Raw genomic sequence first — 17,394 nt, forward strand, 5'->3', positions numbered from 1 at the left:
GGTGGCGCGCGCCGGGGCCGGGCGGCGGGTGCCGCACGGCCCCGGCGGGCGTCAGGCGCGGTTGCTGGTGACGGTCTCGCGGGCGGCGCGCAGCGACTCCTTGAGGGAGCCCATGGTCGCGAGGACCGCCGTCGGTTCGTAGCCGCAGTGCGCCATGCAGTTGGCGCAGCGGGGGTCCTTGCCCCGGCCGTACTTGTCCCAGTCGGTCTCCTCGATGAGCTGGCGGTACGTGGGGACGTAGCCGTCGCTCATCAGGTAGCAGGGGCGCTGCCAGCCGAAGAGGGAGTAGTTGGGGATGGCCCAGGCGGTGCAGGCGAAGTCCGCCTTGCCCTCCAGGAAGTCGAGGAAGAGCGGCGAGTGGTTGAGGCGCCAGCGGCGGCGGTTGCCGTCCGCGAAGGTCTTCCGGAACAGCTCGCGGGTCTGCTCGACGCCGAGGAAGTGCTCCTGGTCGGGCGCCTTCTCGTAGGCGTAGGCCGGCGAGATCATCATCTCGTCGACCTTGAGGTCGTCGTTGAGGTAGTTGAGCACCTCGATGATGGTCTGCGGGGTGTCGGTGTTGAAGAAGGTCGAGTTGGTGGTGACGCGGAAACCGCGGCGCTTGGCCTCCTTGATCGCCGCGACGGCCTCGTCGAAGACGCCCTCCTTCGCCACGGACTCGTCGTGCCGCTCCCGCAGCCCGTCGATGTGCACGGCGAACGCGAAGTACGGGGAGGGGGTGAACTTGTCCATCTTCTTACGCATCAGCATGGCGTTGGTGCAGAGGAAGACGTACTTGCGTTTGGCGACGAGCTGGTTCACGATCTCGTCGATCTGCGGGTGCATCAAGGGCTCACCGCCCGCGATGGACACCATCGGCGCGCCCGACTCCAGAACCGCGCCGACGGCCTGGGCCACCGGCATGCGCTGCTTGAGGACTCCGGCGGGGTGCTGGATCTTTCCGCACCCCTCGCAGGCGAGGTTGCAGGCGAACAGGGGCTCCAATTCGACGATCAGCGGGAACTTCTCCCGCCTGCGCAGCTTCTGTTCGGCGAGATACGTCGCCACCTTGATGGTCTGGCGGAGCGGCATGGCCATCTGGCTCACCTCCGGGGGAGCAGCGAGGAACGGTGCCATTCATGGAAAGCGGGGATCACGGCACGAAGTACACGGAAAGCCGATATTCCACCGCGTACCGTTCCGATCCGGACCAGCTCATGCTCTGGAGCGTCCACGACCACCCGGACGGCCGCAACCCGGCGCGGTCCGGTGCGGCGGGCCGTGTACAGCGTCGCGGCCGACTCCATGTCGACGGCGACGGCCCCCTGGGACCGCAGCCGGGCCCGCTCCGGGCCGCGCACCACGTGGTCGCAGCCGGTGAGCGGGCCGGTGTGCACGGTGCGGCCCGGCACCGCGCGGGCCACGGCTGCGGCCAGTACGTCGGCCTCGGCGCAACGGGTGACGCCGCGCGGATCGCGGACCTCGTCGGCGACGACCAGGTCGCCGGGGCGCATGCCGGAGCCGAGGCCCGCGCAGAACCCGGTGGCGACCACCGCGGCCCCGGCCAGCGCCGGGTCGCGCAGCGCCTCGGCGACGGCCCGGTCGGCGGCCTCGGGCCCCATCCCGGTCCGGAGCACCCGGGCCGGCGCGGCCCGGACACGGGTACCGGTGCGCAGGGCCAGCCGCTCGATGGTGAGGGCGCAGGCGATGACCAGGGGCGCCGGGCCGGCCGCCGGATCCGGCAGGGGCCCGGCGGTCGTGGGGCGCGTCATCAGGCGGCCTCGGGTGCTGCTCCGCGGGTGTACCGGCCCAGCGCCGTCAGCGGGAAGACCTGCCGGTACAGGTGGTAGTTGATGGAGAAGTCCCAGGGGAAGCCGGTGCCGGTGTAGTAGGGCTCGTCCCAGCTTCCGTCCTCGTGCTGGGTGTCGGCGAGGAAGGCGACGCCGCGCCGGGCGGCGGCGCTCTCGCGTTCCCCGGCGGCGAGGAGGGCCATCAGGGCCCAGCCGGTCTGGGAGGCGGTGGAGGCGCCGCGGGCCATCCGGCCCTGGTCGCGGTAGGAGCGCAGGTCCTCGCCCCAGCCGCCGTCGTCGTTCTGCACGGACTCCAGCCAGGCCACGGCACGGCGGATCGCCGGGTGGGTGGCGGGCAGCCCGGCGTCGATCAGGGCGGGGACGGCCGAACCGGTGCCGTAGAGGTAGTTGACCCCCCAGCGGCCGAACCAGGCGCCGCTCGGTTCCTGCTCGGCGAGGAGCCAGTCGACGGCGCGGCGGGTCCGGGGGTCGGCGCCGAGCCCTTCGGCGGCGAGCATCTCCACGACGTGCGCGGTGACGTCGGCCGAGGGCGGGTCGACGACCTCGCCGAAGTCGCAGAAGGGCAGCCGGTTGGGCAGCGAGCTGGTGTTGTCGACGTCGAACGCGCCCCAGGCGCCGTTCTTCGACTGCATACCGAGGTTCCAGCGCACCCCCAGCGAGATGGCGCGCTCCAGCCGCGCGGTGTCGGGGTGGCGGACCCGGCGCAGGGCGAGCACCACCTCGGCGGTGTCGTCGATGTCCGGGTAGTTGTCGTTGTGGAACTCGAAGGCCCAGCCACCGGGTGCCAGGTGCGGGCGGCGCACCGACCAGTCGCCGGGCCGCTCGATCTGCTCGTCCAGCATCCAGTCGGCGGCGCGGACGAGCTGCGGGTGGTCGGCGGGGACGCCCGCGTCGGCGAGGGCGATGGTGGCGAGGCAGGTGTCCCAGACGGGTGACTGGCACGCCTCGACCATCCGGGAGCCGTCCTCGCGGGTCAGCGTGAAGCGGTCGAGCGATTCGAGGCCGGCCCGCATCACCGGGTGGCCGAGGTCGTAGCCGAGCAGGTGCAGGGCGATCATCGAGTAGACGGCCGGCGGCTGGATGCCGCCCCAGCAGCCGTCGTTCTCCTGGCGCTCGATGATCCACCGCCCGGCCGCGGCCATGGCGGCCCTGCGCAGGGCGCGGGGGGCGACCTTGCGGTATGTGTGCAGGGCCCGGTCCAGCCGCTGGAAGGCGCCGTTCCAGCTGGCCAGAGGGGCGAGACGGGTGCGGGGCGCCGGGTTCGCCGGGTCGGTGTGCAACTCGTCCAGGGGGAACGGGGCGGGGCGCACCGGGCGCTTGGCGGAGACGACGGTGAGCGGCACGATGGTCTGCCGGGCCCAGCAGCCGAAGTCGTAGATGTTCAGCGGCACCCACGGCGGCAGGAAGATCAGCTCGGGCGGGAGTTCCGGCAGCCGGTCCCAGGGCCACCAGCCGAAGAGGGCGAGCCAGATCCGGGTGAAGACCCGGGCCTCGGCGATACCGCCCCGGGCCCGGACGAAGTGGGCGGCACGGGTCATGTGCGGCGCGTCGGGGCTGTCACCGGCGAGCCGCAGCGCGACGTACGCCTCCACGGTGGTGGAGAGGTCGGGGGGGCCGCCGTGGAAGGTGGCCCAGGTGCCGTCCTCGCGCTGTTCACCGCGGATGAAGAGGGCGGCGGCGCGGGTGGTGGCCTCGTCGCGGATGCCGAGGAACTGGCGGAGCAGCAGGTCCTCGGCGTCCATCGTGACGTTGGTGTCGAGGTCGCCCTTCCACCAGCCCTCGGGGCTCTGGAGGCCGAGCAGGTGGTCGGCGGCCCGGGCCCGGGCCCGTTCCGCGGCGGCCTCGACGGTGGCGCTGTCGGGGGCGGTGGTGGTGTCGGTGGTGGGCCGGGCCGGGGCGGGGCGGGAGGGCGCGGCCCCGGCCGGTCCGTTGGTCGTCGCTGTCATGGCGTCCCCTTGGTGCAGTGGTCGGTCTGCTGTGCTCGGGGGTGTGCCGTCGGTCCGCGTCGTCTCAGGACGCGGACCGCCGACAGCGCGTCATATGTGGCGGAGGGTGCGGGTGCTGCCGGTGACCGGGGACGGAGGGAGCGGGCGCGAGGCCGGGCGGGCGGCGCGCGTCGCGGGTGCGGTGGCGATGGTGATCATCTCTTCCGTACGACGACGAAGTCGGCGAGGGCGGTGAGCTGCTCGCGTACGTGGTCGGGCATGCTGACGCCGGCGAGGGCCTCGATGGCGACGGTGTGCTGGCGGCGGGCCTCCGCCTCGGTCCAGGCGCGGCCGCCGGCCTCCTCGATGAGAGCCGCGCGGGCGGCGAACTCGTCCTCCGAGAAGTTCTCGAAGTCGTTGGCCTTGGCGTCGGCGGCGAGCAGGGAGCCGAGCCGCTCGGCGGCGGGGCCGTCGGCGGCGAGGGCGGCGACGACCGGCAGCGACTTCTTGCGCTGCCTCAGGTCGCTCCAGGTCTGCTTGCCGGTGGCCTCCGGGTCGCCCCAGATGCCGAGGAGGTCGTCGACGGCCTGGAAGGCGAGGCCGAGGTGGTAGCCGTACCGCTCCAGGGCGTCGGCGGTGCGGTCGTCGGCACCGCCGAGAACGGCGCCGATGGAGACGGCGCAGGCGAGCAGGGCGCCGGTCTTGTTGCCCTCCATCTCCAGGCACTCCTCGACGCTGACGCGCTCGCGGTGCTCGTAGGCGATGTCCTGGGCCTGGCCGTCGATGAGGGCGCGGCTGGCGGTGGTCAGGCGGCGGGCGGCGCGCCCGGCCTCCAGGGTGCCGAGCTCCAGCAGGACCTCGTTGGCGAGCGCGAAGAGGGCGTCGCCGACGAGGATGGCCTGGGCGGGGCCGTGCACCTTCCAGACGGTGTCGCGGTGGCGGCGCTGCTCGTCGCCGTCCATGAGGTCGTCGTGGAGGAGCGAGAAGTTGTGGACCAGCTCCACGGCGACCGCGCCGGGGACACCGGCCTCGGGCGCCGCGCCGGCCGCCTCGGCGGAGAGCAGGGCGAGGGCGGGCCGGACGGCCTTGCCGCCGTCGCCCTCGGCGGGGTGGCCCGCGGCGTCGATCCAGCCGAAGTGGTAGGCGGCGACGGTGTCCATGGGCGGGGCGAGACGCTCGATGGCGGCCTTGAGCACGGGCGTGGCGAGGGTACGGCCACGCTCCAGCAGGGCGGCCACGTCCGTGGTGTCACGGTCCGCGTCGGCCGTGGGCACAGTCGGCACAGTTGCTCCTTTGTTTCCGGGACGGAGGGCTGGGGTGTCAGGGGCGCGCCGGGGCGGCCCTGGGCGGGCGGCTCACGCGGCCTCCTCGAAGACGGGGGCGGGCCGGGGCCTGCCGAGCGCGCCGAGGGCGTCCGAGGCCGCGGTCAGTCCGCTGCGCACGGCACCTTCCATCGTGGCGGGCCAGCCGGTGGCCGTCCACGCCCCGGCCAGATGCAGGCCGGGCAGGCGGGTGGCGGGACCGGGGCGCAGGGATCCGACGCCGGGGCTGGGCGCGAAGGTGGCGGTGCGCTCACGGGTGACGAAGAAGTCCTCGACACGGGCGGTGCGGGCGGCGGGCAGCAGCCGCTCCAGCTCCGGCAGGTAGCGGGCGCGCAGGTCGGCGACGGGGGTGTCGATCTCGGCCTGCGCGGTCGACTGGGAGAGCGCGAGGTACTGGCCGCGGCCCAGCCCGGAGGCCTCGGTGCGGTCGAAGACCCACTGCACGGGGCCGTCGAGCGCGGTGAAGAAGGGGCGCCGGACGACCTTGCGGTCGTAGAGGACGTGGATGTTGATGATGGGGGCGGTGCCGATCCGGGTGAGCTTCTCCGGCTCGTCGAGGGCTCCCTCGGGCAGGAGGCCGTGCGTCTCGGCCGGGGGGACGGCGAGGACGACGGTGTCGGCGGTGAGCGTCTCGCCGCCGGTCTCCACGCGCCAGCGGGCGCCCCCGCCGTGGTCCTGGGTGACGCCGCGCACCCGGGCGCGCAGCACGGTGCGTACGCCCGCCTTGTCGAGGGAGGTCAGCGTCCGGGTGTGGTGCAGCTCGCCGAGGGGGACACGGGCCCAGCCGATGTCGGCTGCGCCGGGGGCGGAGAGCAGGCCCGTGCGGAAGACCTTGGCGGCCAGGGCCAGCGAGGCGTCGTCGGCGACGGCGTTGAGCGTGGCGACGCCGACGAGGTCCCAGAGGGCGGCGACGGCGCGGGGGCTCTGCCCGTGGCGCCGCAGCCAGCCGCCGAAGTCCTGCCGGTCGAGGGCGGGGTCGGCCGGGTCCAGGCGGCCGAGGGCGAGCGCGGCGCGGCCGACGGCGGCCTTCTCGGCGAGGCTCAGGTGCGGGTAGCGGGCGAGGCTCGGGCCGAGGTGGAAGGGGACGGGCAGGGCGTTGCGCCGCAGCCGTCCGAGGCGGCCCCGGCCGGCGTCGATGACGGGGACGTCGAGGCGGTCCTGGACAGGGGCGAGGGCGGCGCAGTCGACCCGGTCCAGGAGCCAGCGGTAGGCGGTGCAGCAGCGCAGGTGGACGTGCTGGCCGTTGTCGACGGTGAGGTCGCCGCGCTGGAAGGAGAAGGCCAGGCCGCCGAGGCGGGGGCGGCCTTCGAGGAGGGTGACGCGCAGTCCCGCGTCGGCGAGGGCGAGGGCGGCCGCGGTGCCGGCGAGGCCGCCGCCGACGACGACGGCCTCCCGGGCGGCGGCCCGCTCGTGCTCGGTGTTCATCGGTCCTCCGCTCGGGCGCGGTCCCGGGGTGCGTCCGGTCCGGTGCGGGTGCCGGTCGCCCCGGGCGCGGCCGCGGTGCTGGTGACGGTGGGCGGCATCAGCGTCTCCGCCCTGCCTGACGGCCGATCTGCCGGGCGTCGAAGCCGGAGAGACCGCGCACCGCCACGTACGCCTTCTCGTGGCCGGGGAGCGAGACGCGGCCGCGTAGGACGGCCAGCGGGTCGCGCTCGATGCGGTCGAGCAGGCGGCGGTAGATCCCGGCCATGGCGGCGACACAGGCGCCGCTGCGGCGGTCGAGCATCGGCAGCAGCCGGTACCCCTCGGCGAACAGGGCGCGGGCGCGGCGGACCTCGAAGTGGACCAGTCCGGCGAAGTCCGACCCGGCGGGCGGGTTGGGCCCCTCGAAGCCGTCGGAGCAGCCGAACTTGGCGAGGTCGTCGGCGGGCAGGTAGGTGCGGCCGTTGCCGGCGTCCTCGCGCACGTCGCGGAGGATGTTGGTGAGCTGGAGGGCCAGGCCGAGGGTGTCGGCGTACTCGGGGGCCCGCTCGGCCTGCGGGGCACCGGGGGTGGTGCCGAAGATGCCGAGCGAGAGCCGGCCGATGGCCCCGGCGACGCAGCGGCAGTACAGCTTGAGGTCGTCCCAGCTCTCGTAGGTGACGCCCTTGACGTCCATGAGGACGCCGTCGATCAGCTCGTCCAGGCCGCCGAGCGGGATCGGGAAGCGGCGGGCGGCGTCGGCGAGGGCGACCGCGACCGGGTCGGTGTCGTCCTCGTCGACCTTGCCGTCGCGGATCCGGTCGAGGATGTCGCGGGTGGCGCCGAGCCGGTCGGCCTTCACCCCGGGCGCCAGGGTGCCGTCGCCGATGTCGTCCACCCGCCGCGAGAACGCGTAGAGCGCGGACATCGCGCGGCGCTCGGCGACCGGCAGCAGCCGGATGCCGTAGGCGAAGTTACGGGCCTCGGACCCGGTGACGGTCTCGCAGTAGCTGTACGCGGCGAGGACCGGTGCGGGCAGGGAGATGCTGTCCTCCACGGTCGGGCTCACCTCTCTCCTCGCAGGGCCGCTCCCACCTCGCGCAGGAGCCTGGGCTTGGCCGGCCGCGGCGGGCCGGGCAGAACGTCGTACCCGGCGTCGGTGACGGCGGCCAGCGCGGCCCGGCCGCCGCCGACGAACCCGGCGAGCAGCAGCCGCAGCCGGCCGTGCACGCTCGCGACCAGCGGGCCGCCCTCGGCCAGCAGCTCCCCGGCGCGCGACGCCTCGTAGGCGATCAGGGCGCGGACGGAGGCGGAGGCGGTGGGGGCGGCGAGGTCGGCCTCCTGGACGCGGAAGCGCTTCAGGTCCTCGGCGGGCAGGTAGATCCGGTCGCGGCCGAGGTCCTCGGCGACGTCCTGGAGGTGCTCGACGATCTGCAGGCCGGTGCAGACGGCGTCGGAGTGGCGCAGACGCTCTGGGCTGGTGGTGCCGGTGAGGCCGAGGACGAGGTGGCCGACCGGGTTGGCGGAGAGTTCGCAGTAGGCGGCCAGGTCGTCCCAGGTCTCGTACCGCGTGACCAGCTGGTCCTGGCGGTTGGCCTGGATCAGGGCGTGGAACGGGCCGGGGGTGAGGCCGTGCTCGCGGACCACCGGGCGCAGGGCGGCGACCAGCGGGTGGGCGGGGCCGGGACCGGTGGTGGCGAAGACCCGGGCGAGGTCGGCCTCCAGGGCGTCCAGCAGGGTGAGCCGGTCGTCGGCGGCGCTCCCCTCGACGCCGAGCAGGCGGGCGTCGGCGCCGCCGGGGGCGAGGTCGCCGTCACCGATGTCGTCGACGAGACGGGCGTAGCCGTAGACGGCCATCAGGCCCCGGCGCCAGGCGCGGGGGACGAAGAAGGGGGCCACGGGGAAGTTCTCCGCGGCGGCCTTGTCGAGGGTGGCGCGTGCCGGGGCGCCGTGCCGCGTCCTGTCCAGTGCGGTCATGGCCGGCTGCCCCGTGCCGGAGCGGCACCAGCCTCGCGGAACCGGAGATCACCCGTAGCCATTGCCGTCACATCTCCCGTTCTACACTGCCGACCCAAAACATCCCTTTTCGGACACGCCGCCCGTCATGGCGGTGATCGCCACCTGTTCGACTCGGGACACCTGTGCCATATCGCCGCAACCACCGCGAATCAGCACCGGTACAGCTTACGCGGCACGCGCGCCCGTGGTGCGCCGGGGTGTTCGGCAAGTCACAGCGCGCCCCCCGACCTGGGCAACTCCCGGCCCGCCCGCCGAGTTCCCGCGCGCCGGGGCCCCGGCCCGCCCCGGTGCGGGAGGCGTGGCCGGGGCCCCGGTGGACGCCGTGCGCCGGACGGGCGCGCCGCTACTTGCCGGTGAACTTGTCGTACTCCTTGAGGACGTCCCCCGTCGGGCCGTCCATCCGCAGCTCCCCGTGTTCCAGCCAGATCACCCGGTCGCAGGTGTCCCGGATGGACTTGTTGTTGTGGCTGACCAGGAAGACCGTGCCGGCCTCCTTGCGCAGCTCGCGGATGCGCGCCTCGGAGCGCTTCTGGAACTTCTTGTCGCCGGTGGCCAGCGCCTCGTCGATCATGAGGACGTCGTGGTCCTTGGCGGCGGCGATGGAGAACCGCAGCCGGGCCGCCATGCCCGAGGAGTAGGTGCGCATCGGCAGGGTGATGAAGTCGCCCTTCTCGTTGATCCCGGAGAAGTCGACGATGCCCTGGTAGCGCTCCCTGATCTGCTCACGGGTCATGCCCATGGCAAGGCCGCCGAGCATCACGTTCCGCTCGCCGGTCAGGTCGTTCATCAGCGCCGCGTTGACGCCGAGCAGCGAGGGCTGGCCGTCGGTGTAGACCTTGCCGCTCTCCGCGGGCAGCAGGCCGGCGACCGCCTTGAGCAGGGTCGACTTGCCCGAGCCGTTGGAGCCGATCAGCCCGATCGCCTCGCCCCGGTACGCGGTGAAGCTCACGCCCTTGACGGCGTGCACCTTGCGCACCCCGCGCTCCTCACCGCGCTTCAGGATGCGGCTGAGCGCGGCGGTGGCGCTGCCCTTGCCGCCCTTGGTGCCGTTGACCCGGTAGACGATGTGAAGGTCGTCCGCGATCACCGTGGGGGTGCGGGCACCGCTCCGGGCTCCCTGGTCCACGTCAGCCTCGGCCATAGCGCTCCTCCGACTTCCAGAAGTAGACGAATCCGGCGGCGCCCGCGAGGAGCGCCCAGCCGAGGGCGAGGGCCCACACGTGCGAGGGCAGGTAGCCGGCGGTGTAGTCGTCGATCAGGGCGAACCGGACCAGGTCCATGTAGACGGCGGCCGGGTTCCACTGGAGGACGTCGGCCAGCCAGTGTGGCAGCTGGTCGTTGCGGGCGAGCATCGCCGGGATGGAGAACATGACGCCGGAGGCGTACATCCAGGTGCGCAGGATGAACGGCATGAGCTGGGCGAGGTCCGGGGTCCTGCTGCCGAGCCGGGCGAAGATCAGCGCGAGCCCGGTGTTGAAGACGAACTGGAGCGTCAGCGCCGGGACGATCAGCAGCCACGACCAGGTCGGGTACGAACCGAAGGCCATGACGATCGCGAACAGCACGATCATCGAGAAGAGCAGTTGCTGGAGCTGCTGGAGCGAGAAGGAGATCGGCAGCGAGGCCCGGGGGAAGTGCAGCGCCCGCACCAGACCGAGGTTGCCCGAGATGGAGCGGACGCCGGACATCACCGAGCTCTGGGTGAAGGTGAAGACGAAGACACCGGTGACCAGGAACGGCACGTAGACGTGCTCCGGGATGCCCCGCTTGGCGTTCAGCAGCATGCCGAAGATGAAGAAGTAGACCGCCGCGTTGAGCAGCGGCGTCACCACCTGCCACAGCTGGCCGAGCTTCGCCTGGCTGTACTGGGCGGTGAGCTTGGCCTGCGAGAAGGCCAGGATGAAGTGGCGGCGGCCCCAGAGCTGCTTGACGTAGGTGAGCAGGCCGGGGCGTGCCCCGCTGACCGACAGACCGTACTTCTCCGCGAGCTGGGCCGGGGAGAGCCCGTCGTCGGGGGAGGGCGGAGCAGCACTCACCGCGACACCACCGTCCTGCGTTGTCTCACTCACAAGGGGAAACTTTCGTCTTCGGGATACACCGGCGGACCCCCTGGCAGCACCGGGCGGCACGGGGAGGTCCGCGGTCGGGGACCGGTACGGGCCGAATGCTCTCAGACCCGAGCTTGTCAGATGACGGGAGGTCGGCCCAGCCGGGTGAGCCGCCACACGGTGCGCCACCTCATGGGCCGCCGGGGCCCCGCGGAGGAGGTCCAGCCCTCCTTGAAGCCACCGAACCACGCCTTCAGGGCGGGCCCCGAGGGCCGCCGCAGCAGGGTCAGCAGCAGCCAGCTGCCGAGGTAGACCGGGATGAGCGGCAGAGGCAGGTTGCGGCGGGCCAGCCAGACCCGATTGCGGGCCACCATGCGGTGGTAGACCGCGTGCCGGGAGGGGGCCGTCGTCGGGTGGTACAGCACCATGTCGGAGCGGTAGTCGATCTGCCATCCGGCGTTCAGCGCCCGCCAGGCCAGGTCGGTCTCCTCGTGGGCGTAGAAGAAGTCGGCGGGCAGCAGGCCCGCGTCGGCGAAGACGCGGGTGCGCACCGCGTTGGCGCCGCCGAGGAAGGTCGTCACCCGCGAGGAGCGCATCGGGTCCGAGGCCCGCAGCCTCGGGACGTGCCGCCGCTGGGTCTCCCCCGTGTCGGGGTCGGCGATGCGGAAGGAGACGATGCCCAGCCGGGGGTCGGCCGAGAACGCCTGGCGGCACAGCTCGGCGGTGTCGGTGCGGGCGAGGAGGCCGTCGTCGTCGAGGAAGAGCAGGATGTCGACGTCGCGTCCGGCGGGGCCGAACATCTCGATGCCGACGTTCCGCCCGCCGGGGATGCCGAGGTTCTCGGGCAGCTCGGTGGTGCGCACGCCCTCGGGGACCTCGGGCACCGGGGCGCCGTTGCCGACCACGGCGATCCGGACCGGGTCGCCGTCCTGCTTGACGACCGAGTCGATGAGCGCGCGCAGCTCCTCGGGCCGGTTGCCCATGGTGATGATGACGGCGCCGACCGTCGGGGAGGTGCTGTTCACGCCGGTCACCTCAGCCTGCTCGACACGAGGATGGACACCAGGTGCAGCAGGGTCTGCAACAGGGCGATGCCGGCCAGGACGGCGATGCCCAGGCGGGTGAAGAACAGGTCGCCGCGGATCTGGTCGGCCACCGCCAGCACGATGATCAGCAGCGACGCCTCGATGCCGAGGACCAGGCGGTGGAACTTGAGTGCCGCGGCGGCCTTGCGGGCGAGGGCCACCTTGGCGGAGCGCGGCTCGGCGGCCGCCTCCTTGACCGGCGGCAGCCCGCCCTGGTGCCGGGCGACGCCGACCAGGTCGGTCTCGGCCTTGATCAGGATCGCGCCGAGCGCCGCCAGGGTGCCGAGGAACGCCCAGAGCCAGTCGATCCGCCCGCTCCCCCACAGGTCGGCGCCGCGCAGGCCGAGGCCGACCAGGACCGCGGCGTCGCACAGGTAGGCGCCGACGCGGTCCAGGTAGACACCGCCGAGGGAGAACTGCTTCTTCCAGCGGGCGACCTCGCCGTCCACGCAGTCCAGCAGCAGGTACAGCTGGACCATCAGGGCACCGAGCACGGCGCCCCAGATGCCCGGCACCAGCAGCGCCGGGCAGGCCAGCACGCCGAAGACCGTCATCAGGTAGGTCAGCTGGTTGGGCGTGATGCGGGTGGGCACCACGTACCGGTCGACCCGCAGCGAGATCTCCCGCATGTACAGGCGTCCCGCCCAGTGCTCACCGCTGCGCCGGTCCTTCACCCCGGCGGGGTGCACGACCGGGCGGAGTTCAGCTACCGATGGCCTTGGCATAGTCGGCGTAAGCGTCCTTGATCTGGTCGGTGGAGAGGTTGAGGTGCTCCAGGATCGTGTACCGGCCCGGCCGAGTCTGCGGAGCGAACTCCACGGCCTGGACGAACTCGTCCACGGTGAAACCGATGTCCGCCGGCACCACGGGCAGCCCGTGCCGCCGCAGGACCTCGGCCATCTGCGCCGACTGGGCGGGCGCCCCGCGCAGGTGCATCGCGAACGCCGCCCCCATCCCGCACTGCTCGCCGTGGCTGGCGGCGCGCTTGGGGAAGAGCAGGTCGAAGGCGTGGTTGATCTCGTGGCACGCGCCGGAGGCGGGGCGGCTGTCGCCCGCCACCGACATGGAGATGCCGGTGAGCACCAGTCCCTCGGCCAGGACCTGGAGGAAGGAGTCGTCGCCGACGTCCCCCGGGTGGCGGAGCACCGCCTCGCCGGCCTGGCGGGCCATGGCGGCCGCCAGGCCGTCGATGTCCTCGCCGCGGACCCGGGCCGAGAGCTCCCAGTCCGCGACGGCGGAGATGTTCGACAGGGCGTCCCCGATGCCCGAGCGCACGAACCGCGCCGGGGCCTCGCGGATGATGTCCAGGTCGATGACGACCCCGATGGGGTTGGGCACCCCGTACGACCCGCGGCCCGCGTCGTTGTCCAGGGTGGCGACCGGCGAGCAGAGGCCGTCGTGCGACAGGTTGGTCGCGACGGCGACCAGCGGCAGGCCGATGCGGGCCGCGGCGAACTTGGCGCAGTCGATGATCTTGCCGCCGCCGAGGCCGACGACCGCGTCGTAGCGGCCCGACTTCATGGCGTCGGCCAGCTTGACCGCGTCGTCCAGGGTGCCGCCGCCCACCTCGTACCAGCTCGCCCCGGGCAGCGCCGGGGAGAGCCGCTCGCGCAGGCGGGCGCCCGAGCCTCCGCTGATCGCTATCGCGAGTTTGCCGGAGGAGGAGATCCGCTGGTCGGCGAGGACCGCGGCGAGGTCGTTGAGAGCGCCGCGCCGGATGTCGACGACGAGGGGCGAGGGGATCAGGCGCGTCAGTACCGGCACGCGATCTCCCTGCCCTTGGCGAGGTCGTCGTGGTTGTCGATCTCGACCCAGCTGACCTCACCGATGGGGGCCACGTCGATCTTGAAACCGCGGTTGACGAGCTCCTGGTAGCCGTCCTCGTAGTACAGCTGCGGGTCGCGCTCGAAGGTGGTGCGCAGCGCGTCGGCCAGCTCCTCGGCCGCCTCGCCCTCGATGAGGGTGACACCGATGTACTCGCCGGTGGCCTCGGACGGGTCCATCAGCTTGGTGATGCGCTGGACGCCCTTGTCCGCGTCGACGACGACCTTCATCTCCTCGTCGGCGAGGTTCTTCACCGTGTCGAGGGCGAGGATGATCTTCCGGCCCTCGCCGCGCGCGGCGAGCAGCGTCTTCTCGACGGAGACGGGGTGGACGGTGTCGCCGTTGGCGAGGATCACGCCGCCCTTGAGGGCCTCACGGCCGCACCACAGGGAGTAGGCGTTGTTCCACTCCTCGGCCTTGTCGTTGTCGATCAGCGTGATCTTCAGGCCGTACTTGGCCTCCAGCTCGGCCTGGCGCTCGTAGACGGCCTCCTTGCGGTAGCCGACGATGACGCCGACCTCCTCCAGGCCGATCTCGGCGAAGTTGCCGAGGGTGAGGTCGAGGACGGTCAGGCTCTCCTCGTCACCCTCGGGACCCACCGGCACCAGGGCCTTGGGCAGGGTGTCGGTGTAGGGACGCAGACGCCGTCCGGCGCCGGCCGCCAGCACGAGGCCGATCATGCGGGTTCTCCTTCATCGTGTACGGCGGGTGCTCCTGCGGAGACCCAGAAACGGATGCTCTCGACGAGCACCACGAGGGCCACGACCACGGCGAGGACCGTGAGCGCGACGGTGAAACCTGAGGGGGCCAGCAGCGAGGCGGCCGTCACGAGGAGGACGCGGCCCTCGTGCCCGCCGGTTGCGCGGACCAGCGCCCGGGGCGGCGCGCCGCTGCCGCCGCGGATGCGGTAGACCGTGTCGTAGTGATGGTAGGCGACCGCCGCGACCAGCCCGAAGGCCGCCGGAAGAGCCCCGGAGTCGGCCGTGCGGGACGCGAGCAGCAGGATCACGCCGTACTCGGCGGCCCGGAAGAAGGGCGGCACCAGCCAGTCCAGCGCGCCGGTGAGCGGCCGGGAGACGGCGAGCGCGGAGCACAGGACGTAGCCCACGGCGCCGAGCAGCGGGCCGGCCGAACCGGACGGGGTGAGGGCGGTCACCGCGATGAGGACCGCGCCGCCGAGCGCCGCCACGGCCGGGGCCGGGAACCTGGCGAGGGAGCGCAGGCGCGGGACGAGGGCCTCGGTGAGCGGGCCGCTGTCGGCGAGGTCGGCGAGGGCCCGGGCGGCTCGGTCGGTGCGCCGGGCCTTGCGGGCCAGCGACCGCAGCAGGCGGCCGGCGGTGGTGTAGCAGGCGGCCAGCACGCAGCCGGCCAGCAGGACGACGAAGGTGATCCGGGGCGTGGTGACGGCCGTGAGGACGGCGATCAGCGCCCAGCGCTCGCCGATGGGCAGCACGACCATGCGGCGCAGCCACACCGTCCAGCCGACGCTGTCGAGGCGGCCGGAGAGGGAGGCGGTGGGGCTGGTGTTGGCCTCGGCGTCGTGGTTCGCCTCGTTGAAGGAGAAGTCCACGACGTGGCGGCAGGTCTGGAGGACCATCGCGCCGAGCGCCAGCGCCCACACGTCGTCCCCGCCGCGCGCCGCGCCGAGGGCGAGCCCCGCGTAGTACGCGTACTCCTTGGCCCGGTCGAAGGTGGCGTCGAGCCACGCACCGAGGGTGGAGTACTGGAGCGAGTAGCGGGCGAGCTGGCCGTCGGTGCAGTCCAGCACGAAGGAGAAGAGGAGGAGCAGACCGGCGGCGACGAAGCCGCCCCGGGTGCCGGTGGCCGCGCAGCCCGCCGCGATCAGCGCGGTGAGCAGCGAGGCGGTGGTCACCTGGTTCGGAGTGAGACCGCGCCGGGCGCACCAGCGGGCCAGGTACCGCGAGTACGGGCTGACGCAGTGGGTGGTGAAGAACCCGTCGCGGGACTTCACGGCGGTCCGCAGCCGGATCGCCTCGTCGTCGACGGCGGCGACGGCCTGCCGGGCCTCGCTGCGCTCCTGCGGTGCACGCGGGACGCGGGCGACGAGGTCGCCGAGCTCGGGCCGGTGCACGGCGACCCCCTCCGCCTCCAGGGCGCCGGCCAGGCGGTCGGGCAGGCCGGTGCCGGTGCGCAGTGCGGTGTCGCCGCCTGGAGCGGGCGCCGCGGCCTCGGACTCCAGGGCCCGGACGAGTGCGGCGCGGGAGGGGTCCTGCACGGTGACGGCGCCGGGCACGGCGCCGGCCGGGAAGCGGGGGTCGGTCAGACCCAGGCGCAGAGCGTGCGGGTGGCCGACGAAGCTCGCGTCGACCAGGGCGACGCGGCCGGCGGGCGGCGCGTCACGGAGCAGGGCGACTGCCTCGGCGGCGTCGGAGGCGGTCCGCACGTCGAAGCCCAGCGTCCGCAGTTCGCCCTCGATCGGCGACCCGGGGACCGGCTGACCGGTGACGATGGCGGTCGACAGACGAACTCACTCCTTGGGTGCCGGTGCGGTCCGCGCCGGACAGCTCGGGTGCCGGTGACAACGGCCTGGCGGCACGTCGGCTGAGGCTATCGGACGGTGGGGAGCCCGCGTTCACCGCCCGTTCGGTACCTGTTCGCATCCCGTGCGGGGGCACGCAGGGCGGGCGCGGCCTGGTGCGCGCGGCTTCCCTGGAGGGGGGCGCGGCGCGGGGCCGCCGCCATCATGGTCGATCAACGGCCCGGCCGACAAACCGCGTCCCGCCCTCCGTCGCTGGTCGCGGCGCATGGCCCCGCTTCGGTGGCGTTCGCCCGTTCTCTCCGCACACCGGCCGGAAGGCACGATTCCGCCAGGCGGCGGCAGGGGTGCCACGAACGGGTCGGACGGGCCCTTCGAAGGGCGTCCGGCGCGCTGACCTGCCAGGAGTTTTCGCAGGTCAGGGGGAATGACAACGGTATTCAGCGCCGTGTTGCCGGATACCCCCCACCCGTAGTTCACTGTGGTCGGCCGACGGCATCGCCGTGCAGACCGACGAGGCGGAGGACACCTCCCATGGGGGCTGGGCACGACCACGGGCACACACACGGACCGACCACCGGCACGGCCGCCGCGGCGCACCGGGGGCGGCTGCGGATCGCGCTCGGCATCACGCTCTTCGTGATGGTGGCGGAGATCGCCGGCGGTCTGCTGGCCGACTCGCTGGCGCTGATCGCCGACGCCGCCCACATGGCGACCGACGCCCTGGGGCTCGGCATGGCGCTGCTCGCGATCCACTTCGCGAACCGCCCGGCGAGCGAGAGGCGCACCTTCGGCTTCGCCCGCGCGGAGATACTGGCCGCCCTCGCCAACTGTCTGCTGCTGCTCGGCGTAGGCGGCTACGTGGTCTACGAGGCGGTGGAGCGGTTCTTCTTCGCCCCCGCCGAGACCTCGGGACCGCTGGCACTGGCCTTCGGCGCGGTGGGCCTGCTCGCCAACCTGATCTCGCTCTCCCTGCTGATGCGCGGCCAGCGGGAGAGCCTCAACGTGCGCGGGGCCTTCCTGGAGGTGGCCGCCGACGCGCTGGGCTCGGTGGCCGTCATCCTCTCGGCGCTCGTCATCATGGCCACCGGATGGCACGCGGCCGACCCGATCGCCTCGCTGCTGATCGGCGCCATGATCGTGCCGCGCACCCTGCGGCTGCTGCGGGAGACGCTCGACATCCTGCTGGAGGCCGCGCCCAAGGACGTCGACATGGCGGAGGTGCGGCGGCACATGGAGGAGCTGCCCGGCGTGGTGGGCGTGCACGACCTGCACGCCTGGACGATCACCTCGGGCATGCCGGTCCTCTCCGCGCACGTGGTGGTCGAGGCCGACCACCTGGACGCCGCCGCCCACGAGAAGCTGCTGCACGAACTCCAGGAGTGCCTGGGCGGTCACTTCGACGTGGAGCACTGCACCTTCCAGCTGGAGCCCTCGGGCCACGCGCCGCACGAGGCGGGGCTCTGCCACTGACCCGGTGCGGGCG

15 protein-coding genes are annotated in these 17,394 nt (G+C 73.2%); 1 reads left to right on the forward strand and 14 read right to left on the reverse strand.

The window, feature by feature from the left end:
- Positions 1–51: 51 nt before the first annotated feature.
- The 14 genes from hpnH to Sdia_RS20745 all read right to left on the reverse strand — a co-directional run bounded on the left by hpnH (position 52) and on the right by Sdia_RS20745 (position 15,893).
- The gene (gene hpnH, locus Sdia_RS20680) at positions 52–1,074 is read right to left on the reverse strand and encodes an adenosyl-hopene transferase HpnH (RefSeq protein ID WP_087772197.1); all 1,023 of its coding nucleotides are present in this window, start codon (positions 1,072–1,074) and stop codon (positions 52–54) included.
- A gap of 5 nt (positions 1,075–1,079) precedes the next feature.
- Positions 1,080–1,748, reverse strand: a complete 669-nt coding sequence (locus Sdia_RS20685; protein WP_185393583.1) for a phosphorylase family protein — start codon at positions 1,746–1,748, stop codon at positions 1,080–1,082.
- Positions 1,748–3,733: a squalene--hopene cyclase gene (gene shc, locus Sdia_RS20690; RefSeq protein WP_100453691.1), complete on the reverse strand. Its 1,986-nt coding sequence runs from the start codon at positions 3,731–3,733 to the stop codon at positions 1,748–1,750. Before shc ends, Sdia_RS20685 begins: the two co-directional genes overlap by 1 nt.
- 194 nt (positions 3,734–3,927) lie before the next feature.
- Complete coding sequence (locus Sdia_RS20695; protein ID WP_100453690.1) at positions 3,928–4,986, reverse strand: polyprenyl synthetase family protein; 1,059 nt, start codon at positions 4,984–4,986, stop codon at positions 3,928–3,930.
- 81 nt (positions 4,987–5,067) lie between these two features.
- Positions 5,068–6,459, reverse strand: coding sequence for a hydroxysqualene dehydroxylase HpnE (hpnE, locus tag Sdia_RS20700; protein ID WP_189499881.1), 1,392 nt, complete (start codon positions 6,457–6,459; stop codon positions 5,068–5,070).
- A gap of 97 nt (positions 6,460–6,556) precedes the next feature.
- A complete protein-coding gene (gene hpnD / locus Sdia_RS20705) occupies positions 6,557–7,504 on the reverse strand; it encodes a presqualene diphosphate synthase HpnD (protein ID WP_164380349.1) in 948 nt (315 codons plus the stop codon).
- On the reverse strand, positions 7,501–8,412 hold the full coding sequence (gene hpnC / locus Sdia_RS20710) for a squalene synthase HpnC (RefSeq protein ID WP_100453688.1): 912 nt from the start codon (positions 8,410–8,412) through the stop codon (positions 7,501–7,503). The genes hpnD and hpnC overlap by 4 nt, the downstream gene beginning before the upstream one ends.
- A 385-nt stretch (positions 8,413–8,797) precedes the next feature.
- Positions 8,798–9,595, reverse strand: a complete 798-nt coding sequence (locus tag Sdia_RS20715) for an ABC transporter ATP-binding protein (RefSeq protein ID WP_100453687.1) — start codon at positions 9,593–9,595, stop codon at positions 8,798–8,800.
- Positions 9,582–10,523, reverse strand: a complete 942-nt coding sequence (locus Sdia_RS20720; protein ID WP_189499880.1) for an ABC transporter permease — start codon at positions 10,521–10,523, stop codon at positions 9,582–9,584. The genes Sdia_RS20715 and Sdia_RS20720 overlap by 14 nt, the downstream gene beginning before the upstream one ends.
- Before the next feature lie 116 nt (positions 10,524–10,639).
- Positions 10,640–11,485, reverse strand: a complete 846-nt coding sequence (locus tag Sdia_RS20725; RefSeq protein WP_100454356.1) for a glycosyltransferase family 2 protein — start codon at positions 11,483–11,485, stop codon at positions 10,640–10,642.
- A 47-nt stretch (positions 11,486–11,532) separates the two neighbouring features.
- A complete protein-coding gene (locus Sdia_RS20730; protein ID WP_181844084.1) occupies positions 11,533–12,312 on the reverse strand; it encodes a CDP-alcohol phosphatidyltransferase family protein in 780 nt (259 codons plus the stop codon).
- Positions 12,290–13,351 (reverse strand): iron-containing alcohol dehydrogenase family protein, encoded by a 1,062-nt coding sequence (locus Sdia_RS20735; protein WP_100453684.1) that lies wholly within the window; start codon positions 13,349–13,351, stop codon positions 12,290–12,292. The genes Sdia_RS20730 and Sdia_RS20735 overlap by 23 nt, the downstream gene beginning before the upstream one ends.
- Entirely contained in the window at positions 13,339–14,091 is a 753-nt protein-coding gene (locus Sdia_RS20740) for a phosphocholine cytidylyltransferase family protein (protein ID WP_100453683.1), read from the reverse strand. Before Sdia_RS20740 ends, Sdia_RS20735 begins: the two co-directional genes overlap by 13 nt.
- The gene (locus Sdia_RS20745; RefSeq protein ID WP_189499931.1) at positions 14,088–15,893 is read right to left on the reverse strand and encodes a DUF5941 domain-containing protein; all 1,806 of its coding nucleotides are present in this window, start codon (positions 15,891–15,893) and stop codon (positions 14,088–14,090) included. The genes Sdia_RS20740 and Sdia_RS20745 overlap by 4 nt, the downstream gene beginning before the upstream one ends.
- A 549-nt stretch (positions 15,894–16,442) precedes the next feature.
- Here Sdia_RS20745 and Sdia_RS20750 point away from each other — a divergent pair.
- A complete protein-coding gene (locus Sdia_RS20750; protein ID WP_100453681.1) occupies positions 16,443–17,381 on the forward strand; it encodes a cation diffusion facilitator family transporter in 939 nt (312 codons plus the stop codon).
- Positions 17,382–17,394: the final 13 nt, after the last annotated feature.

The sequence above is a fragment of the Streptomyces diastaticus subsp. diastaticus genome (assembly GCF_011170125.1).
Classification (GTDB): Bacteria; Actinomycetota; Actinomycetes; order Streptomycetales; family Streptomycetaceae; genus Streptomyces; species Streptomyces diastaticus.